The 22,877-nt window shown below is 50.7% G+C and carries 13 protein-coding genes; 10 read left to right on the forward strand and 3 right to left on the reverse strand.

The window, feature by feature from the left end; all coding sequences use genetic code 11:
- Positions 1-11: 11 nt before the first annotated feature.
- A complete protein-coding gene (locus tag BLU97_RS09900; protein WP_074761399.1) occupies positions 12-3,143 on the reverse strand; it encodes a DUF6250 domain-containing protein in 3,132 nt (1,043 codons plus the stop codon).
- A 3-nt stretch (positions 3,144-3,146) separates the two neighbouring features.
- The gene (locus tag BLU97_RS09905) at positions 3,147-5,414 is read right to left on the reverse strand and encodes a glycosyl hydrolase 115 family protein (RefSeq protein WP_074761400.1); all 2,268 of its coding nucleotides are present in this window, start codon (positions 5,412-5,414) and stop codon (positions 3,147-3,149) included.
- 166 nt (positions 5,415-5,580) lie between these two features.
- Here BLU97_RS09905 and BLU97_RS09910 point away from each other — a divergent pair, with 166 nt between their 5' ends.
- The 10 genes from BLU97_RS09910 (at position 5,581) to BLU97_RS09955 (ending at position 20,654) form a co-directional block, all read left to right on the forward strand.
- On the forward strand, positions 5,581-6,552 hold the full coding sequence (locus BLU97_RS09910; RefSeq protein WP_074761401.1) for an aldo/keto reductase: 972 nt from the start codon (positions 5,581-5,583) through the stop codon (positions 6,550-6,552).
- A 1-nt stretch (position 6,553) separates the two neighbouring features.
- Positions 6,554-8,233 (forward strand): rhamnogalacturonan acetylesterase, encoded by a 1,680-nt coding sequence (locus tag BLU97_RS09915; protein ID WP_139208985.1) that lies wholly within the window; start codon positions 6,554-6,556, stop codon positions 8,231-8,233.
- A gap of 13 nt (positions 8,234-8,246) precedes the next feature.
- Entirely contained in the window at positions 8,247-8,564 is a 318-nt protein-coding gene (gene rhaM, locus BLU97_RS09920; protein WP_033149893.1) for an L-rhamnose mutarotase, read from the forward strand.
- A 1-nt stretch (position 8,565) separates the two neighbouring features.
- Positions 8,566-11,295: a sugar-binding domain-containing protein gene (locus tag BLU97_RS09925; RefSeq protein ID WP_074761403.1), complete on the forward strand. Its 2,730-nt coding sequence runs from the start codon at positions 8,566-8,568 to the stop codon at positions 11,293-11,295.
- Between the two features lie 122 nt (positions 11,296-11,417).
- On the forward strand, positions 11,418-12,737 hold the full coding sequence (locus BLU97_RS09930) for a glycoside hydrolase family 28 protein (RefSeq protein WP_074761404.1): 1,320 nt from the start codon (positions 11,418-11,420) through the stop codon (positions 12,735-12,737).
- Positions 12,730-14,214, forward strand: a complete 1,485-nt coding sequence (locus BLU97_RS09935) for a rhamnulokinase (protein WP_074761405.1) — start codon at positions 12,730-12,732, stop codon at positions 14,212-14,214. The genes BLU97_RS09930 and BLU97_RS09935 overlap by 8 nt, the downstream gene beginning before the upstream one ends.
- Before the next feature lie 15 nt (positions 14,215-14,229).
- Entirely contained in the window at positions 14,230-15,660 is a 1,431-nt protein-coding gene (locus BLU97_RS09940; RefSeq protein ID WP_074761406.1) for an arabinose isomerase, read from the forward strand.
- Positions 15,661-15,664: 4 nt separating this feature from the next.
- Positions 15,665-16,996, forward strand: a complete 1,332-nt coding sequence (locus tag BLU97_RS09945; RefSeq protein WP_074761407.1) for an MFS transporter — start codon at positions 15,665-15,667, stop codon at positions 16,994-16,996.
- Between the two features lie 23 nt (positions 16,997-17,019).
- Positions 17,020-17,841 carry a rhamnulose-1-phosphate aldolase gene (gene rhaD, locus BLU97_RS09950; protein WP_074761408.1) on the forward strand — a complete coding sequence of 274 codons (822 nt, stop codon included), beginning with the start codon at positions 17,020-17,022 and terminating at the stop codon, positions 17,839-17,841.
- Positions 17,841-20,654, forward strand: coding sequence for a DUF4450 domain-containing protein (locus BLU97_RS09955; RefSeq protein ID WP_074761409.1), 2,814 nt, complete (start codon positions 17,841-17,843; stop codon positions 20,652-20,654). Before rhaD ends, BLU97_RS09955 begins: the two co-directional genes overlap by 1 nt.
- Before the next feature lie 99 nt (positions 20,655-20,753).
- Here the strand turns inward: BLU97_RS09955 and BLU97_RS09960 are convergent, their stop codons facing one another.
- Positions 20,754-22,865: a RagB/SusD family nutrient uptake outer membrane protein gene (locus BLU97_RS09960; protein ID WP_074761499.1), complete on the reverse strand. Its 2,112-nt coding sequence runs from the start codon at positions 22,863-22,865 to the stop codon at positions 20,754-20,756.
- Positions 22,866-22,877: the final 12 nt, after the last annotated feature.

A 22,877-nucleotide genomic window follows, 5' to 3' on the forward strand; every position in this document is an offset into this window, starting at 1 on the left:
TATTAGTTTTGCTATTTGTTATGTTGTAGTACTTCCTGCATGTAGATGGCATCAAGGCTCCAAAGGGCTGCATCGTTGGTGTTAGATGTGCTATCGCCGTGTTTCCATAGGGCTTCCCATACGGTTGCCGTACGCTGTGGATCTCTATCCTGCCAAGCTGCATATGCTTCCAAACGGCGTACTGGGAAATTGCTGTGACGAATATCGTGCGACATCTGTTTATAGCGGCGGGCAAAATCTTTCCACGTGTGAGCGAATTTTTCCTCTCGTGTGAGCGGTAGTAACTCGTTCATCACCTCGAAACCGCCCATGATAGTCATCAGGTGGTTGGTGCTGCGTACTTTGGGGGCGCCATCGTAGGTAATTCGGCCTGTGGCAGGATCGTAGCCCTTGGCCAGATTGCCTGTAAAAATACCATCTGGCAACTCGGCTATACTGCGCAAACCGGTAAGTATTTTTTCGCGATATTTGGTGTCGCCAAAGCGTTCCCACTCCGTCAGCCAGTTGCCTGCGTAGGCTAACCAGTCGGGACCGATACGCAGTCGGGCTGGCGCGTTACAAGGGTACTGACTGCGAGGCTCGGCCAATCGCATGGGGTCCAGATGGTACAGTAAGGTATCGGCATCTTTCTGTTCGCGCATCAGGTCGCCTGTACGTTCATCGGTAGTCAAGTAATAATAAAAACGGTTAAATGCTGCTTGACTGATACGGGCCTCTTTGGCGCCGCAGCCCCAGTGGGTGACATTATGACGGCTACCCAGCGGCGCAAATGGTCCGATGTGGTAGGTATCTACCTCGCTGCAATGGCGGGTCATCGCTTCGGCCATGCGCCAGATATCCTGTCGGCCTGTGCGCAGGAAGTTGTACCAAAGCCACATGGGTGTGGCCAACTCGGTGTTGTCCCAGGCAAAGCCGCCTACATCGTATCGCCATTCCTGGCGCTCATCGTCGTAGGTGTGCATGATGTCGCCATAGTTCCAGAATCCATACCATTTATATCGTTCGATGTATCCCAGATAAGCCTTGATGTAACTATCTAGTCGCTGTTCTACCTTATCGGTGGTGTCTTTTGGTAGCGACCATATGCCAAAGGCGCGCTTCTGGTGCAGGTATTCGGGTGTGGGGAGCAAACGATAGTTGGCAGCCAAGGCTTGTGCCGACTGGCTGAGTGTCTCTTTGCCAGGATAGCTATCGTAGGTCATCAGTGTGATTGTGCTGGTGCGGGCAATGCCGTAGGGCGTACTCATACCCGCCTGCACATCTTCGTAACTGGCCTGTAGGTCATGGGCAATCGTATCGTAGTGGCACAGGTTCATCGTTTCGGCCTCGGGGCTCCATAGCCACATGGTAAGTTCGGCTTCGCTGCTGCGGGCTTTGTTGATTTGGATGGTTGAGGGGTACGACTGCCAGAAATCTTTCAGGCATACACCCAGTCCGCCGCTCACATCGCCAACAAAAGCATAGCCTGTGGCACGACTACCAGTAAGGGTGCCTATCCAAGGGCTTTCGGCGGTGGCTCGTTTACGGATTGACCATGCATTATCGGTTAGCTGCGACAGACGGTAGCTATCCCATTGTGCCCAGTGGTCGAGTAGAAAAGCGTTGTTGGCATCGAATGCGTCGGCCTCAGGAATTCTCATGCCAGCCATCTGTTCGGCTTGCAGATTTCTCTTCTTGTCGCCATTGATGGTGAGTATTCTACGTCCATCAAGTGGCTGAACAGGTTCTGTCCAGATACCGTTCTCGGTGGCAAATGCGATATGACGGTTGTAGGTCGCCTCGCGCATGGGTACATCAAACTGCACACCTATCGAACGGATCATGTCTTTCTCAGCCTCGCCGTCGTAAATAAAGGTATGCACCATGTGAACCTGTTCACTGCCAGTATAGAAATATAGACGTAGTGTAAAGGGTAACCATGAACGATTGTTTGCCGATGCGTGCTTACCTTCTAATTTGACGACGGTGCAGACAGCTCCTGTACGTTCAACTCCAACCTTTGTTAATTGTGAGCAGAATGTGGCATCGTTCGTGGTGGCTATCAGTTTGGCAGCGCCACCAATCTTCTTGCCCTCCAGGCATAGACTATCGATGATATGGTTGCCATTTTTAGGAATAGAAACCATCAGTCGGCCTGTATTTACTACGATGTGCTGGTTATCGTTTGAAGCTATCATCGTTTGGCCGCTTTTACGTGGCTTCTTGCCAGATTCTATAGTATAGTTTTCGCCTTGGCGGATAACAGCCGAAACACCAGCCCACTTTATTGAACCATCAGGCCAACGGGCATTTACCCAAGCATCAATGGGCGTGTTATTGGATAATGCCAAAGCCGAAACGTCCTTTAACTCGCCTTGGGCAAAAGGTACACCAAAGCTAACAGGAATAGCAGCCTGGGGCTTTTGTCCTATCCAATGCAAGGGCACACCTGTGGTGGCGTATGAGTAAGCTGGTGTGGGATAGGATTTGAAATGTGTGATCCGCGTTCGCGAGAGGGTAGTGCGGAATCCAAACCATCCTTCGTGGAGAGGTTGTGGGTCGAGGTAATCCACGATGCACTCTCCATCGATATAAAAGCGGGTGCGACCAGTAGTGGTACTCTCTATCTTGATGTGATACCAATGATTGGGTTTCAAAAGATGCTGCTTGTCGGTATATTCCTTTAAAATAGCAGGGCGTTTGGCGGCATCATCAATACCTGCCTCATCGCCATTGTATCTACGGAATCGGGTAGTGGTGTTATGGTTGCCACCATAGCCCAAGTAGTACATCTGTAATGAGTAGCAGCGGGTAAAAATGCCACTTCGCCATGTTGCTCTTTTCCAAAGGTCGTTGGCATGAGGGTCGGATGCCATCCAGAAGCTGTTCATATCGCTCAGACGGTCGCCGGCTTTCCCCTCATCCATCACGCAGGCATCATATTCTACCGTTGTACCGATAGTCATCTTTTCCTTGCGCCAAAGCGTTAATCCCTTGGGGGATAGTATCTCGCAAGTGTCGCCCTTGAAATGTAACTGGTAGTCGGCAGCTTCTGATTCTATTTTCCAGTATTTGGCAAACTGCTGCTTGTTAAGGCCTGACTGTGCGTGGGCTGTCAGACCTGCTATCATCAATAGAAATAGTATCGTTTCCTTTTTTATCATAAGTTAGAATGATTTGAATATACGTAGTTGATCGAAAACAATATGGTTATCGAGGGCACGCACCGTAATGGTGTGATGCCCTTGATGCAGATGTACTTTCGTATTGCGTACAGCTTGTCCGCTCAAAACATTCTGCTTCCATCGTTCAGAACGGAAAGGCTCTTTGAATGAATAGACCACAGATTGTCTATCATCAACGCTTACGCAGAATCGCAAGTCGCCATCATCGTTTGGTTGGGTAGGGATGAGGGCTGTTTGCAATATGTAATCTCCCTCATCTTCAATCATAATGTCGTATGTCATATACCCATCCTTTGGCATGGCTACTGCATTCATAGAATGCCCTAACATCTGGATGATGCGTGTGCCATTGGAGGCTGATTGATAATCAGCGGCTTTAAGCATCATGATGCAAGGTTGGTCGGCACCAGTAAGTTGGGCATGTACGTTATCAAATACCGGCAGTTTGCGTGGGGCGGCATCCATCAGATGGCGCCACTTGCCACCGTTCATCTCGTTGTATCGCTTGGTAAGTGCTTGTATCTCTTCGTAAGCGCGATGGCTTTCTATGGAATCACTTAGAATCTTGGTGCTCATAGCTGCGGCTGCAGATACAGGATACTCGATAGCTGCAAAGAATGCATCGTTTAATTCAGAACGAACGAGCATACGAATGGCCATAATTTCGGTCTTGAGGTGTTGGAATGCTGACAGACGCTGGGCTGCCTCGATAGCTGAAAGGGGAATATCGCCAACAGCAGAGAGTCCGCGGGGGTATTTCTTTTTGTCGAGTTCTACCTGTGTGTAACCCATAAACTCTGGTCGGCGCTCACCACAAAGGCGATAGAACTCGTGCATCACAGGTAGTAGGCGTTTACCTGCTTCCTGGCCAAACTGTCGGCATAGCCAGGACTCCAAGTGTTTGGTGAGTGTTTGACCATCTTCACAGTTGATGTTCCAAGCTAAATCGAGGAACAACTCCAAATCGTAGGCAGCTACCTTGGGATCGTGTACGTTGACTATCCATAGTTTGCGTACGTTGTGATTATAGGCTTCACGCATTTCGTTATAGATAAGGCCAGGCTGGGTGGTTGTGAGCCAAAGATAGTCGTGCGGACGCCCCCAATAACTTAGGTGGTAATATACACCCGCTCCGCCTGATCGTTGTTGCTCCTTGGCATTCGACAGACGTGTCATGTAACCATAGTTGTCGTCGCACCACATCAAAGTGACGTAGTCGGGCACCTGTAATCCTTTTTCATATAATTGTAGCACCTCTTTGTATGGCACAAAAACCTGCATTTGTTTTGCTGGATTACCTACGTGTTGGCGCAGTAGTTCCTGCTGGTCGTTGATAACCTGCTGCAGACCGTCAAATTTCTCCTGTTCGGTCTTGTAGCCCTCCATCGAACTGTCGTGTATGCCGCGCATGCCGATGGTAAACATATTATCCTTTGACTTCTTGACCTCTTTCAGGCGTTCTATCCAGTACTGGTGTACTTGCTCGCGATTGGTGCGGTAGTTAAAGGCACCACGTTCTGCAGTATTCCACTCATCAACATTATTGCGTAGTAATGGTTCGCAATGCGATGTGCCAATCACCATACCACACGAGTCGGCGATAGCTTTAGCGCCAGGAATCTTGAAGAAGGCTGTTGTGCCAGGATGCATGGCGGGCCAGATGGTGTTGGCGCGCAGACGAAGCATTAACTCGAATACCTTGCGATAAGTCTTCGGACCAATCTCGCTTTTTGCCGATGGCTCAAAGTTCTTGTGGCTCCAAAGGCGCAGACTCCAGTCCTCGTCGTTTAAGAAAATACCACGATATGCCACGCTAGGGTGTTGTTCGGTTTCGAAATCATCATTCATCACCAGTCGATTCTTCTTTTCAGGCACCACATCGCCCCACCATATCCAAGGCGATACGCCTGCCAGTCGAGATAATTCCAATAGCCCATAGGCCATGCCGCGCCCATTGCCGCCTTCGATGATAATCTGTTTACCATTAGTGTATATACGAAAACCATCGGCTGGCAACGATGGGGTGTGGACGAGTTTTATGGTTGCTTTGGTTGAGGCTACAGGTGTCATACCTGTCACCTGCAACATATCACTTTTCCACATATCGAGGGCTGTCATCACCACAGATTCTGTTTTCTTTGGAGCACAATAGGTTATCGGGTGTTGCCCGTCAAACCAAACCACCTCGGCATGCAATGCCATGAGTGATAACTGTAGCGTAACAAAAATAAGTAGCCTTCTCATGTTCATAACGTTTTAGTTGAATTCATGGTGCAAATTTAGATATAAACATAGTTGTATAGTTCGAAAACTATCCGAAAACATACAATTTTGTACAAAAATGGACGATAATCCTATTTTCTATTCCATAAAAATAGCTATCTTTGCAGCAAAAATACTAAAACATTAACTATCTATGAAGGAAAATTACTTTGCGGATAAGAACCGCTACGATAATGGGATGGAGTTTGAGCGTTGCGGACGCTCGGGTGTGTTGCTGCCAAAAGTGAGTCTGGGATTCTGGCATAACTTTGGTAGTGTTGACCCCTATGAGCGCAGTCGTGAGATAACGCACTATGCCTTTGATCATGGTATCACCCATTTCGACTTGGCTAACAACTACGGTCCTGTTTACGGCTCGGCCGAAGAAACAATGGGACGCCTGATGGATGAGGACTTCCGTCCTTATCGCGATGAACTGTTTATATCGAGCAAGGCTGGTTACGATATGTGGCCTGGACCTTACGGCAACTGGGGCAGCCGCAAATATCTGATGGCGAGTCTGGACCAGAGCTTGAAACGCATGAAGATAGATTACGTGGATTTGTTCTACAGTCACCGTTACGACCCCGAGACCCCGCTCGAGGAAACGCTGCAGGCACTGGTGGATATCGTTCGCCAGGGTAAGGCACTCTACGTGGGTATCTCGAACTGGCCTTTGGAGCCGCTGAAGTTTGGCTACGAATATCTGAAGGCACACGACGTGCCCCTGCTGATTTATCAGGGCCGACTGAGCATGCTGGATCGTAAGCCGATGGAAACGGGCATTTTGGATTTCTGTGCCGAGAAGGGTGTGGGCTTTATCGCTTTCTCGCCATTGGCGCAGGGCTTGCTGACCGACCGCTATCTGAATGGTGTGCCTGCCGACAGTCGCATGTCGAAGGGTAAGTTCTTGAAGGAAGAGATGCTGACACCCGAACTGCTGGCTAAGCTGAAGAGATATAACGAGATAGCTACCAGTAGAGATGAGACTCTGGCCGAGATGGCATTGGCGTGGGTGCTGCACCAGAAGGGTGTAACGTCGGTATTGGTAGGTGCCAGCTCAACCGCGCAGTTAGAGAAGAACCTGAAGTGTGTGTGCGCAGCTCCGTTTGATGATGTGTTGTAAGATGAAGAAACTACTATCTATATGTATGATGGCTTGCGCGCTGGGCGCACAAGCACAGGTGGCCGAGGCTCCCAAAGATGTGAACGGGGTGGTGGATAATACTCCTGACAGTATAGCCAAAGCGATGACGGCACGTCCTGTGCCCGGTTCGAGTAGAAAGGGTAACAACCCTGTGCTGTTCCTGATAGGTAACTCTACCATGCGCACGGGTACCTTGGGTAATGGTAACAACGGACAGTGGGGCTGGGGTTACTATGCGCATGAATTCTTTGATCAAGAAAAGATAACCGTTGAGAATCAGGCACTTGGCGGTATGAGTAGTCGTACGTTCTATAACAAGTTGTGGCAACCTATCAAGCAGGCTATCCGTCCTGGCGACTGGGTGATTATCAGTATCGGACACAACGATAACGGCCCCTACGACGAGGGCCGCGCGCGTGCCAGTATCCCCGGTGTGGGCGATGACTCGCTGAACGTGGTGATTAAGGAAACGGGCGAGCACGAGACCGTGTACACCTATGGCGGCTATATGCGTAAGTATATTAATGATGTACGTGCGCAAGGTGGTAACCCTATCCTGATGTCGCTCACTCCGCGTAATGCCTACGACGAGAACGGCAAGATCATCCGTAAGCCCCATACCCAGTGGCTGATGCAGGTGGCTGCCGAAGAGGGTGTGCCCTTTATCGACCTGAACGAGATATCGGGCCGTAAGTTGGATAGCTATGGGCCTTGGAAAACAAGTTATCACTTCTATTTGGATAAGATTCACACCAGTCGTTTTGGTGCCATGATGAATGCTCGTACGGCTGCCGAGGGACTGATGGCGAGCCACAACCCTGCGCTGAACCCACTGAAGGCGATGATGCAGAACGTGGAACTGAACACCTGGCAGGTGGATCGTACAGATGGCAAGCCCGTGGTATTCATTACTGGCGATAGTACCGTGAAGAATGCCGATAAGGACAAGGACGGTATGTGGGGCTGGGGCGCCGTGGCAAATACGGTGTTTGATGAAAACAAAATCAGCATTGTGAATGCAGCCAAGGCCGGTCGCAGTTGTCGTACCTACCTGAACGAGGGCCGTTGGGAGCAGGTGTATAACAGTCTGCAGCCAGGCGATTTCGTGCTCATCCAGTTCGGTCATAACGATACAGGCGCTATCGATATGCCCAAATATCGTGCAGCCATCGCCACAGGCAACGATAGCTGCCACGTTTATCAGATGAAGGCCGCTAAGGAAGATCTGGCCAAGCAGAACATCATCGACCAGAAGCTGAAATCGAATACGATTGTTGGCTCTTACGAGGTGGTTTATTCGTTTGGTTGGTATCTGAAGAAGTTTATTCAGGACGTGCGCGAAAAGGGGGCCACCCCCATCCTGATATCGCTCACCCCACGCAACGAGTGGGAGAACGGTAGGATTGAGCGTCGTAACGACTCGTATGGCGCCTGGTACCGTCAGGTGGTAAAAGAAACGGGTGTAGAGTTTGTGGATCTGCACAATCTGGCAGCCGACTTCTACGACAAGAAATGTGGTAGCAAGGCTAAGGCCGGGAAATACTTTAAGCAGGATCATACCCACACATCGCTGCTTGGTGCCAAGACCAATGCCCAGTGCGTGGCTAAGGGTTTGCGTGCCAACAACAGTGCATTAGTAAAATACTTAAAGAAGAAATAACAACTGAATAACGATGAAACGATTTGCATTTAAGATGCAACTGAAACCCGGTTGCGAAAAAGAATACGAGCGCAGGCATGCTGCCATCTGGCCAGAGCTGGTGAAGATGATTAAGGACGGTGGTGTGAGCAACTACAGCATTTATTGGGACAAAGAAACCAATATTCTGTTTGGCTATCAGGAGTGCTCGGGCGAGGGTAACTCGCAGGATACCGACAACGTAGATCCTATCACCCAGAAATGGTGGGACATGATGGCTGACATTATGGATGTGAACCCCGACAACTCGCCTGTAACCAAACCTCTGCAGGAGGTATTCCATCTGGATTAACATGAAGCTGAAGTTAATGGGCTGCTTGTTGATGCTGGTGCTACCCGCACTGGCCCAGCAGCATATCGACCTGAGTGGCGAGTGGAAGTTCCGTAGCGAACGCGAAACAGGTGTGGTACGATTGCCCGGCTCGATGCTGACTAATGGTAAGGGCGATGAGGTAACTGTGAACACCAAGTGGACTAGTTCGCTCTACGATTCATCGTTCTACTTTAACCCCTACATGGCACGCTATCGTCAGGCTGGACAGATGAAGTTTCCATTCTTCCTAACCCCCGACAAGCATTACGTGGGTAATGCCTGGTACGAACGTACGGTGATGGTGCCAAAACGTTGGAAAGGTAAGCCCGTGATGCTTTATCTGGAGCGTCCGCATATTGAGACCACGGTATTGGTGAATGGTAAGAGGGTAGGGCACCTGCAGTCGCTCTCGGCACCCCATGTGTACGATATTACACCTTATATTATATATGGCAAGCCCAACCTGCTTACCATCCAGGTGTACAACGGCATAGAAAATGTTTGCGTGGGTCAGGATTCGCACAGTGTGACCGACCAGACGCAAGGCAACTGGAATGGTATCGTGGGTAAGATAGAGTTGCGCCAGGGACCGAACATCTGGCGTAAACGTGTGGTGCCCGATATCGCGAGTGGTATGGTGGCTATCACCATCAACGAAACCACTTATCGCCTGCCTTTAGGTAAAGATACCGTGCGTTGGGATGAGTTTCATCCGCAGCTATACACCCGCACCGTAAACTATCAGGGCATGCCCGTGAACGTAACATTCGGATTGCGTGAATTGCGCGTGGATGGCGCCCAGATGCTGATAAACAACCGGCCCATGTATCTGCGTGGTACGGTGGGCAACTGCTGTTTCCCCGAAACGGGCTATCCGCCAACGGATGAAGCCTCGTGGGAGCGTGTACTTGGTCAGTGTAAGACGTGGGGCATCAATCACATCCGATTCCATTCTTACTGTCCACCCGAGGCTGCCTTTGCCGTAGCCGACAGATTGGGACTATATCTGCAGCCCGAGGGTCCGTCGTGGCCCAACCATGGCGTAAAACTGCGCAGTGGTATGGCTATCGATCAGTACCTGATAGATGAGGGAAAACGGATGATTGACGAATACGGTCATCACCCATCGTTCTGTATGATGGCGGCTGGCAACGAGCCTGCGGGTAACTGGGTGCCTTACACCAACGAGTGGGTGCAGCAGATGAAAGCCTACGACCCAACCCGACTGTACTGCGGTGCATCGGTAGGTGGCGGTTGGGCTTGGGACGATGGTTCGGAGTACCACGTAAAGGCAGGTGCCCGTGGTTTGGATTGGGACCGACATGCGCCCCATAGCGATGACGACTATTATCAGCAGCTACAATATCCTAGAAATTACAAAGGTAAGGAGCCTAATAACTCGCCCATCATTGCCCACGAGCAGGGGCAGTGGTGCGCTTTCCCCGATTTCAAGGAGATACCGCAATACACCGGTGCCTACAAAGCCAAGAACTTTGAGATATTCCGCGATTTGCTTTCTGACAACGGTATGGCTCAGCAGGCAGAGAACTTCTTGCAGGCAAGTGGAAGGTTGCAGACACTCTGTTATAAATACGAGATAGAGCGCAACCTGCGTACCAAGGATTATGCTGGTTTCCAGCTGTTAGGTCTGAACGACTATTCGGGTCAGGGAACGGCCTTGGTGGGCGTTCTGAATGTGCATTGGCTGGAGAAGGGCTATTGCACCAAGGAGGATTGGACGCAGTTCTGTTCACCTGTAGTGCCATTGGCAAAATTCCCCAAGTTTGTGTATACTAACGACGAGATGCTGCAGGTGCCTGTAGAACTTTATAATGCCTCAGGTAAAACGCTGCAACAAGCATCTTGTACCTATGAAGTTTTGGGCGATAGTATGGCCGATATGGCTGAACTATGCTCTAAGTCATTGCCCGAAGGCAAGAACATCGAGTTGGGCGTTATTAAATACGACTTGAAAGGATTCACCACTCCAACCAAGTTAACACTGGCAGTCAATGTGGTTGACGGCGATGGCACAGAATATACCAACCAGTGGGATTTCTGGGTGTACCCCAAACATATTCCATGTGACAGTGTACAGTGTGACAGTTTATTATTAACGGATACCCTGGATGCGAAGGCGCTGAAGGTGCTGGCAGATGGTGGCGATGTGTTGTTGACGGCTGCAGGAAAAATACGTTATGGCAACGATGTGAAACATACGTACTTGCCTGTATTTTGGAATACATCGTGGTTTAAGATGCGTCCGCCGCACACCACCGGTGCCTATATCCAGGGCAACCATCCTGTGTTTAGTTATTTCCCAACGGATGATTGGCAGAACCTGAACTGGTGGGAGTTGACCAATCGCGCGCAGGTAATCAATATGGCCGAGTTCCCTGCCGATTATCAGCCCATCGTGCAGCCCATCGATACCTGGCATGTAAGCCGTAAGTTGGGTATGCTGTTAGAGGCCCGCGTACTGAACGGAAGACTGCTGATGACTACGATGGACATTACCCGCGATCTGGACCACCGTCCTGTGGCCCGACAGTTGCGTTACAGCATACTGCGCTACATGGCATCGGCTGATTTCTGTCCAACTATCCGTGTAACCCCCGAGGTGATACAGCATCTGTTTGAGCGCGAGGCACCCAGAGTGGATATGTTTACCAAAGAGAGTCCCGACGAACTGAAACCTAAGTTAAATTAAGCGTGCGGTACGCCAAAAATCACTAAATCCGTACGATAAGATAGCAATTAGTACAATATGTATCGCTGCTAATTCGGAAATAATCCGTAATTTTGTGGGCGATTAAAACAAACGACTGAAAAATGAGAAAAATTGTGCTCTTGTTGCTTGCTGTGGCAATGGTTGCTACGGGGGCTGCAAAAACCAAGAAGAAAACCGCCGTTGAGGTTTGGCCCGACCAGACCGTGATGGATGTGTGGTTTAAGGATACTACTAAAGTAGATGTGGCTAAGCTGGGTAAGCAGTATGTGATTACCGACTTTGGTGTGCGTCGCGATTCTACCGTGGTGCAAACCAAGGCCATCCAGGCTGTCATCGACCGTGCGGCCCAAGAGGGTGGTGGCGTGGTGGTAATCCCAGAGGGAACTTTCCTTACTGGTGCCTTGTTCTTTAAGCAAGGAACGCACCTGCATGTAATTGGACGATTGAAGGGCTCCGATCGCATCATCGATTTCCCTTATATTAAGACCCGTATCGAGGGCGAAACCTGCACCTACTTCTGTGCCTTGGTGAATGCCGACGGACTGGATGGTTTTACCATCAGTGGTAAGGGCATCATCGATGGAAACGGACTGAACTACTGGCAGGAGTTCTGGATTCGTCGCAAGTGGAACCCCCAGTGTACCAACAAGGATGCGCAGCGCCCACGACTCACTTATGTGTCGAACTCGAAGAATGTTACCATTCAGGATGTACATCTCATTAACTCGCCATTCTGGACCAACCATGTGTACAAAAGCAACCACGTGCGCTATCTGGATTGCTACATCTATGCCCCCACCGAGAATATCTGGGAGCCCGATCCCACACGTGGAGCTCCATCGAGCGATGCCATCGATATCGATGCCTGCACCGATGTGCTCATCAACGGCTGTTATATGCATGTGAACGATGATGCCGTGGTGCTGAAAGGTGGTAAGGGAACCTGGGCCGACAAGGACGAGACCAACGGCGATTGCGAGCGCATACTGATTCAGAACTGTCACTATGGTAAAGTACACGGCTGTCTGACACTGGGTTCGGAGTCGCTGCACGACCGCAACGTGATTCTGCGTAACTGCTACACCGAGCGCGCCGACCGTGTGCTGTGGTTAAAGATGCGCCCCGACACGCCGCAGCACTACGAGTATGTGCTGGTTGAGAACATCACTGGCTACTGCAAGCGCTTTTTGTTTATCCACCCTTGGACACAGTTCTTTAAGCCCGAGCAGCGCGAGGATATGCCGCTGTCGAGATGCAACAACATCGTGATGCGTAACATTCAGGTGGACACCCCGACGCCTTACGACGTGAAGACATCGGATAAGTACGAGCTGGTAGATTTTACTATCGACGGCAAGCCACTGGCCTTTGCCAAGAACCCCGTTTCGAAAGAACAACTACAACATATGATATATGAATAATCAAAAATACTTTTTTTCGGTAGACCTTGGTGCTACCAGCGGTCGAACCATCATCGGCTGTATCAACGATAATAAATTCGAACTAGAAGAGGTAACTCGCTTCCCCAATAATCTGATTGTGCAGGGCGGTCATTACTACTGGGATATCTACGCCCTGTATTTCGAGATTATCAAGGGCCTGAAAGAGGTGGCACGCCGCCATCTGGATATCGTGAGCATCGGTATCGATACGTGGGGTGTTGACTTTGTGTTTATTGGCGAGGATAACGCTATCCTGCGTAATCCGCGTGCCTATCGCGACCCTATCACCTTCGAGGCGATGGACGATTATCTGCAGAACGTCGTCACTAAGAAAGAGGTGTACGATGTAACAGGCATACAGTTTATGTTCTTTAACTCGCTGTTCCAACTCTACGCCATGCGCAAGGAGGATAACAGCGCGCTGAAGCACGCCAAGCAGATACTTTTTGTGCCCGATGCACTGAGTTGGATGCTGACGGGCGAGGCTGTGTGCGAATATACCATCGCATCTACCTCGCAGTTACTCGATCCACGCACCAAGCAGCTCGACGAGCGCCTGTTGGCATCGATTGGACTCGATCGTTCAAAGTTTGGTAAGATGGTGATGCCTGGTACCCAGATTGGTGTACTGACCGAAGAGGTGCAGCAACTGACAGGACTGGGCGCCGTGCCCGTGATAGCTGTGGCTGGTCACGATACAGGTTCGGCTGTGGCCGCCGTGCCTGCCAAGAACGAGCAGTTTGCCTACCTGAGCAGTGGCACCTGGAGCCTGATGGGTATCGAAACCAAGGATGCTATCATTAACGACTTGAGCTACGAGCGCAACTTTACCAACGAGGGTGGCGTAGAAGGTACCACCCGTTTCCTGAAGAATATCTGTGGTATGTGGCTGTATGAGCGCTGCCGTTTGGAATGGCCTGAGGAGGTTCGAAAATTATCGCATCCTGAACTGCAAGGTTCGGCTATGCAGGTGGAGCCCTTCCGCTCGCTCATCAATCCCGATGACCAGCTGTTTGCATCGCCCAAATCAATGATTGGTGCCATCCAGCAGTATTGTCGCGATACCAACCAGCCCGTGCCCGAGACACCGGCCGAAATCTGCCGTTGTATTTTCGACTCGCTGGCTCTGCGCTATAAGCAGGTGTTCCAGTGGCTGCAGGAATTCGCCCCATTCGAATTAAAGACGCTGCATGTGATTGGTGGTGGTAGCTTGAACACGTACCTGAACCAGTTTACCGCCAATGCCACCGGTGCAACCGTACTGGCTGGTCCACAGGAGGGTACCGCTATCGGTAACATCATGTTGCAGGCTAAGGCTGCCGGATTGGTAAAAGATATCTGGGAGATGCGTCGTATCATCGCTAACAGTCTCGACCTGGTGAAGTATGAACCAGCAGATAAGGCTGCTTGGGATGAGGCTTACGAGAAATATTTGAGAATAACGAATAATAAATAAAAAACAAACAGAATTATGGCAAAACCATTAGTTGAAACTAAAGCAAAGGTAGGTGTATTCAGTATAGCCCTTCAGGCTTACCTGCCACAGTTCCCTCAGCTCGTTCCAGAGTTTGAGGCTCAGTATGAGGCATTCAAAAAAACACTGCCCGATACCATCGAGATTATCGATGGCGGTATGGTAACCACCAAGGAGCAGTCGATGGCAGCAGGTGATAAGTTCCGTGCAGCCGACGTTGATCTGGTTATCCTGCAGATGCTAACCTATTGTACATCTTATAATATGTTGCCTGCCGTTCGCGACCTCGACGTACCTGTAGTGATTGTGAACCTGCAGAAGAAGTTGGCTCCAGATTATGCCAAGACCGACATCCCCACATGGTTGGGCGAGCTTTATGCCTGCGGTGCCATCGGTGAGATGGTGGCCGACCTGAATCGTGCCGGCAAGCGTTCGGCTGTGATTACAGGCGTGGTTGAAGGTGGCGACCCTGCTTGTCAGGCTGAGATCGAGGACTGGTGCCGTGCTGCTCAGGTACGTCGTCGTTTCCGCGATACCAACATCGCCCAGATTGGTCGTCCATATCCAGGTATGATGGACCTTTATATCGACGAGACCAACCTCTACCATCGTATGTTTGTTTATACCAAGCAGTTCGATTGGGAGAAGATGTGGGCTATTGCCGACAATATTACCGACGAGGCTGCCATCCGTGCCAAGGCTGAGGATATTCTGGCAACCTTCGATATCGAGGGTGGTGGTACTATCGAGAAGGTTTGGGATATGGCCAAATATGTAGTAGCCTTTGAACAGTGGGTAAAGGACGAAAAACTGGGTATGATTGCCTCGCACTACGATGGCTTTGCACAGGGTGTTGCCGGCAAACTCGACTCGATGCTGATTCCTGCTTTCTCTATGCTCATCAAGCAGCATACCGCTTGTGCCGTTGAGGGTGACATGAAGGTGGCTATGGCCATGTCGATTCTGAAGACTATCTCTGGTACAGGCACACTGGCCGAGATGTACTCTATCGACTTCCCCAAGGATATCTGTATCATCGGTCACTCAGGCTCTGGCGACTTTGATATCTCTCAGGCCAAGAAGCCAACCATGAAGATTGTGCCTGTATTCCACGGCAAGGCTGGTGGTGGATACCTCACCCAGTTCTATCCTCCCACGGGACCTGTTACCTATCTGGCTATCACACAGGACAAGAATGGCGTATTCAAGTTCGTGGTTGCTGAGGGTGTGAATGAAGATGGTGAGATCTTTACCTTCGGCGATACCAACATGCGCACCAAGTTCTCGCTGAGCTGTCGCGAGTTCGTTAACAAGTGGAGCGAGGCTGGTCCTACCCACCACATGGCTGCTGCTGTAGGTCATCATATCGATACCATCCTGAAGGTGGCTAAGATCTTTAATATTGAGTGTGACGTAGTTTGCAGATAGAATTATGGCTAAAAGTGGAAGTTTGAAGAGCACGCTAGCTGTGTCTCTTAATAACTATCTCGATGCAGGTGCCATCGTAGCTGGTGCCAGTGGTGTTACGCTGTGGCAGAACTATCTCGGTTTGAGCGAGATTCACTTAGGTTGGCTAAACGCGCTCAGTGCTAATGCATTGGGTGCCGCCATCGGCGCCATCATTGGTGGTTTCCTGGCCGATAAGTTCGGTCGTAAGTTTATCTTTACCTACAACCTGCTGGTATATATGACGGGTGTGCTCATCATCATGCTGTCGATGAACTTCCCCATGCTGCTGGCAGGATTCCTGGTAACGGGTATCTCGGTAGGTATTGGTGTGCCCGCCTCGTGGACCTATATCTCTGAGAGTTCGGAGGTGAACAACCGCGGTCGTAACATCTGTATCTCGCAGATGTCGTGGGGCGTAGGTCCAATGTGTATCCTGCTGTTTGGTATGCTGTTTGCGCCGGGCGGTTATCTGTACGGTCCGGTCGAGGCCATCGCCCACGATATCATCGGCGCCGATGCCGCTCAGGCTGCTGTCGAGGTGTTCTCTTCGCGTGTGGTGTTTGCAACCCTGTTTGTGGTGGCTTTCATTGCCTGGAACCTGCAGCGCCAACTGGAGGAGAGTGCCGAGTTTACTGTCAATAAGGAGAAAGACCAAAGTAGCATAGTTGATAACATCAAGCTGCTTTTTACCAATAAGATTGCGGTAAAGACAGTGGCTTTCCTGGCAGCCATCTACCTTACTTGGAACCTGGTGGCCAGTGTGATGGGATTCTTTATGCCTCACATCTACGAAACCGCTGGTGGACTGAGCAACGAGGCAGCCAACATGCTGAGCTGTATTAGTTGGGTGTTTGTGGTGGTCACCACGTTTATTATCTCGTTTATGGTTGATAAGGTGGCACATCGCTTCTTCTATGTGTTCGGTTTGGCTGCGGCACTCACCGCGTGGATACTGATTATTGGTGGTGGCGTATCAACCATCGCTGGTATCTGGGTATTCACCATCCTATGGGGTGTTAACAACGGTAGTTCGGTACAGGTGTTCTACGCCTTGTGGGGCTCGGAGTTGTTCCCTGCCAAGTTCCGTGCCGGTGCTCAGGGTCTGATGTTCTTCATTGTTCGTGGCTTGTCGGCAGTATGGGGACTGGTGTTCACCTTTATCTATGGCGACAACGGCGAGGGCTTTACCTTAGCAGCCTACTGTATGGTGGCATTGTTGTTAGCCTCGCTCGTGGTAGGTTTGATAGGCATGCCTAACACTCGTGGTAAATCGCTCGATCAGATTACCAAGGAGCGTTATGGAGAGAGTATTTAATTTAGAATTAATATTTTTGAAATATGAAAAGTATATTGGAAGGCCGCGAAGGTTTGAAAGCGGTTGTTGACCAGATAGCCGAGGTAACAGGCTATCTTTGGCAGAAAGGTTGGGCTGAGCGTAACGGTGGTAACATTACCGTAAACGTCACAGAGTATATGGACGATGCCTGCAAGCAGATGCCTGCCATCGCTCCTGTTAAACAGATAGGCATGGTACTGCCTCAGCTTAAGGGTAAGTATTTTTATTGCAAAGGTACTGGTAAGCGTATGCGCGACCTGGCTAAGCAGCCCATGCAGAATGGCTCTATCATTCGCATCTGCGATGATTGTGCTAGCTATGAGATTATTGCCGACGAGCCAGTAGCGCCTACATCCGAGTTGCCTACACATTTGGCTCTGCACAACTATCTGTTGGAGACGGGGTCTACCTACAAGGCTACCCTGCACACGCACCCCATCGAGCTGGTGGCTATGAGTCATATCCAGCGTTTCCTGAAGGGCGATGAGATGACACGCGTGCTATGGTCGATGATTCCCGAGACACTGGCATTCGCACCACTCGGCATCGGTATCGTACCTTACGCTATGCCATCATCGGTAGCACTGGCCGAGGCTACACTCGAGCAGATTAAGACCCACGACGTGGTGCTGTGGGAGAAGCATGGCACCGTGGCCGTTGGTACCGACATTATGGATGCCTTCGACCAGACCGACGTGCTCTGTAAGGCAGCCAACATCTATATGTGTGCCAAGTCGATGGGCTCGGAGCCCGATGGCATGACCGATGCACAGATGAAGGAAGTGCAGGACGCATTCAATCTGCCCAAGAAGCGCCCCTGCTAATGAATAAGCTACAGATAGCTATAGTCGGACTAGTGGGCATGGTCCCGCTATCCGCTATGTGCCAAACCCATGGCACACCCGCTCCTCGCACCTTGCAATACCAGCCAGGTGCGGGGGGCGCTTTTGTTTGTACAGATGGTAACAACCGTTACACGCGTGCTCTCTACGGCAGTCATACCGACTGGCGCCTGGAAACCAGCGACCGTCCCATCTTTGCCGTGGTAAAGAAAGGCTATCATCGCAACATACGACTAGTGGCAGAGGTGGATGGCATCGACTATCCGCTGGAACAGATGAGTCCTTGTACGGCCAGCTATGTAGATGGTCAGCGCACCTATCAGCTTACGGGCTGGGGTGGGGCGCAGCTAACCATCCGTGTTATCGCCTTGCCCGATAGCGAGGCGGCCATCTGGCAGTTCTCGTCGCCTGCATTGGCTGGCAGGGCTCGTATCAAAGCTTTGGTGTGCGAGATTGCTCAGCCTAAGCTCAGTCGCAATGGCGATATCGGTGCCGATAAGCCAGGCGTGCTGGAACCCAAAGGCGAGGTGCTGCAAACCGCCGAAGTGGTGCTGGATGGCAACACAGCTTACATGCTGGTAGATGTGAACGTGATGAAACCGCTGGCGGCTGCTGATGGCGCCAAGCAGTTTGCCGCTGCCCAGCAGTATTACGAGCAGTTGGCCGATCGCATACAGTTTGATACGCCCGATGCCTACATCAATACTTTAGGTGGCGCTCTGGTGCTGGCTGCCGATGGCGATTGGGACGGACAGACATGGTTGCACGGTTGTATCGGTTGGCGCATGCCGCTGGCTGGTTGGCGTGCCGGTTACTTGGGCGATGTGTTGGGTTGGCAGGATAGGGCCGTGAGTCATTTCGATGCCTACGCCAAGAGTCAGGTAACCCATGTGCCTGCTACTATCTCGCATCCCTCACAAGATTCAACGTTAAACATGGCTCGTGCCGAGAAGCGTTGGGGCACGCAGATGTATAGCGATGGCTACATCTGTAGAAACCCTGAACGTAACGATCAGATGCACCATTACGATATGAACCTGAACTACATCGATGAGTTGCTGTGGCACTTCCAATACGATGCCGATACCGCTTATATGCGAAAGATGTGGCCTGTACTCAAGTCGCATCTGGCATGGGAGAAACGCAACTACGATGCCGATGGCGATCATCTTTACGATGCTTATTGCTGCATCTGGGCCAGCGATGCACTCTACTATAGTGGTGGTGCCGTTACTCACAGTTCGGCCTACAACTATCGTGGCAACAAGTTGGCTGCCCGTATCGCCGAAATCATTGGCGAGGATGCGCAGCCCTATCGCGATGAGGCCGAAGCTATCCTGCAGGCCATGAACCAGCGTTTGTGGCTGTCGAAAGCAGGCGTGTGGGCCGAGTATCAGGATGCGATGGGCTTAAAACGCACCCACGACAATCCTGCTGTGTGGAGCATCTACACCCCCATCGATTGTGGTGCCTGCACCCCTGAACAGGCTTACCAGACTACCGACTGGGTAACCCGTAACATCCCGCATATCCCCGTGGAGCAGTCGGGGTTGCAAACGATAGCCACCAGCAACTGGATGCCCTACAGTTGGAGCATTAACAACGTGGCTGCTGCGGAGGTGATGCACACGGCATTGGCTTACTTTGAGGCCGGGCGTGCCGACGAGGGCTACCAGCTGATGAAGGCTAACATCATGGATCAGATGTACTACGGACAGAGTCCGGCTAACTTCGGTCAGATTAGTCATTACGATGCGGCCCGTGGCGAGTGCTATCGCGACTTTGGAGATTGTATCGGCATCAGCAGTCGAACACTGTTGCAGGGCTTGTTTGGCATCATCCCGCAGGCGCTCGATGGCAAGTGCATCATCCGTCCGGGATTCCCTGCAGAGTGGGATAGTGCCAGCGTAAAAACGCCCTACCTGTCGTACAAGTACACGCGAAAGAATGGCAAGGTGCGTGTTGAAATCACCCAGAACTTCCGTCAGCCTCTGCAAATTATCTTCCGTCAGAACTTAGGTGGTGGCGCGTTCAAGGATGTGGTTGGTTCAACAGCCAAAACGCAGGTTCTTGAATATGATGTGGAGATGAATCCCGTCAAGCTTGCGAAGTATTACAATGCCAATGTGACTGATATTTTCAAGAACCAATATCTCAGTCCGCGTCCACAAACCACCACGTTGCAGATACCCGTTCAGGGCATTGGCGAGTGGTGCCATCCTAAAAAGACAGCCGAGATTAACGACTCGGTGTTCCGTACCAAGATCGTGAACGGTGTGTTTAACATGGCTGGCATCCCCTTCAGTACCCCGCAAAAGGGACAAAATATCATCTACACCAGTTTGTGGGATAACTACCCCGATGCTGTTACCATCCCTTTGAAGGGCAAGGCTCAGAAGGCTTATCTGCTGATGGCTGGTTCTACCAACCACATGCAGAGCAGGATTGACAATGGCTTGGTGATTGTGACCTATACCGATGGCACGGCCGACACACTCGCCTTGCGCAACCCAGATAACTGGTGCTCCATCGAGCAGGATTACTATGTTGACGGCATGGCGTTTAATGCGCCGCAGCCCCGTCCGTATCGTGTCTGTTTCAGCACGGGCGATGTAAGTCGTAACTTAGGTAGCATCATCCAACTTGGTGGTGAGTACGGTAGAGAAATCCCCGGTGGTGCTGGTCAGATGTTAGAGATGCCGCTCAATGCGCAGAAACGCTTGCAGTCGCTCACCATCCGAACGCTATCCAACGATGTGGTGATCGGATTGATGGCCGTAACCTTGCAGCCCTGAAAAGTAACTTTTTGATCAGTAAAAAGTAACTTATTGATAAACGAAAAGTAGCTTCCCGATAGTCGGAAAGCTACTTTTTATTTGAGGGTTATTATTGGATTAATAACCTGGGTTCTGCCACATGGTTTCCTGTGTTGCGCTGTACTGCAGTACGCCGTTGGCATCCTGTGTTACAGCTACATCGCCACGGTTAGTTACCGACTCCAGCTCGGTGAGTGGGATAGGACGGTAGTAGTGCTTCAGGGCAATGTTGCCACTGGCCTGGGCATTGTACTTCTTCACGTGGTCGATCAGGGTGTGGGTACGCTTCAGGTCGAACCAGCGCTGGTACTCACCGCAGAGCTCGATAGCGCGCTCCTTCAGGATAGTCTCGATGGTTACAGTACCGCTGATGCTGTTGTCTTTGCCAGTGATGGCGCGGGCTGCACGCAGCTGGTTGATGGTCTTCAGGGCATCGCCGCCAGTAGCCAGCTCAGCCTCGGCCTTGATGAGGTACATCTCAGCAAGACGCAGTACCATGATGTCGCGATGAGAGATTTCGTATGTTGGATAATCCTCCTCATACTGATCGTCGAGGAACTTCTTGATACCAGGGTATGAACGGCGACCTTCAATCTTCTCACTCTTGTAACGGGCATCGCCATAAACGTCAGATTTTGCTTTACCACCTTCTGTTGGCAGAGCTGTAGCAGGATCGCCCGAGGTGTAAACTGGGATATCACCACCGAACGCAAACTGCAGACGGAAACGATCCTTAGCATATTCCTGCAGAGCCTTACCTTCATCAGAGTTACCGTCAAGCAGACTGTACATAATAGCAACACCACCACCATTGAAGTAGTTGCCATCCTCAGCATAAGCCTCGTCATAATCCTTGAATTCCTGTTCGCTCATCTTTGGATACTTGGCTGCATTCTGCGACAACTCGTAAGGAATACGATAGCTGGTGAGCAGAGTGCCGTTGTAACGCTGGTCGGTTTCCTTAATCTCATCAAGAATCTGCCAGAGATAGAGTGAGGGCAGGTAACGGGTAAATCCACGTCCGTAAGGAGAGTAGTACTTTCCAACCTCAACATCCTTGCCTGTCATCTTACTCTTGATAGTAGTTTTGCCTGCAGCTACACGCCAGAATACCTGAGTGTTTTTCTGACCGCTATTGCCGAGATCATCACATCCGTTGTTCCAAAGAGATACAAACATCAGCAATGATGCACTACCACCATTCTTCTTATAACCAGTACGAGTAATCAAACTGTTATACTCATCGGTACCACCACCACTATAACGATAAGGTACGCAGTTATCGAAACCAGATGTTAGGGTGTTGGAATAATGAACAGCATACAGATTTTCAGTATTGACTGTTGCCTCCTCGTTCTTCATATTCCATGTGTCGCTGTAGCGGCTGTAGAACTTGGCACCAGAGTTATTGATAACATCGGTAGCAGCGTTGAGAGCCTCAGTATACAGGTTGCCATAACCGCTAACGGCATTGGCGCCCAACCATGAAGCTGCGTACAGAGCTACACGAGCGTAGAGAGCTTCAGCAGAATAATAACATGCACGTCCGGCAGTAGCAGAATTTACCTCCATAACATTTGCCTTCTTGTAATTTTCCATAGCTAATTTCAAGTCGGCCAAAATGTTGCCGTAAACCTCAGCCTCTGGTACACGAACAGGATTGTTGTTGATAGAGCTAACGGGCTCGGCGTTGTAAGGAATAGGTCCCCACAATGCTACCATCTGCGAGTAGTACAGAGCGCGGAGGAAGTAAGCATCGCCCAGGTAGGCGGCCTTCTTGTTATCGTCGATAACGCTGCACTCGGGAACATACTTCAGGGCGTTGTTACATACATCTACGCCAGCGTAGAACATCTCCCAATACTCGTCCAAGCAGGGGTTGTCGGCTGTGTTGCTACCAAGAGCCTCGGCCGAGATATCGTACTTCAGCATCGACTTCTGCTTGTTGTCGTAGCCAAAGTAGAACAGGTCTGAGCCCATTTCTGCAAGACCCAGTGATGGTTCCTTACCCCACCATCCGTGTGTGTAGGTGTAAGCTGACTGGATCAGTCCGTCGATACCCGATACGGTGTTGTAAGCCAGGTCGGCAGTCTCACCGGTCTTGTTGTCCTCCTCCAGGAAGTCTGAGCAGGAGGTTGCGCCGAAGCCGATCACTGCGGCAGCAAATAACATACTATATATCTTTTTCATATCAATGATCAA

Source organism: Xylanibacter ruminicola (assembly GCF_900107775.1).
GTDB lineage: Bacteria > Bacteroidota > Bacteroidia > Bacteroidales > Bacteroidaceae > Prevotella > Prevotella ruminicola_C.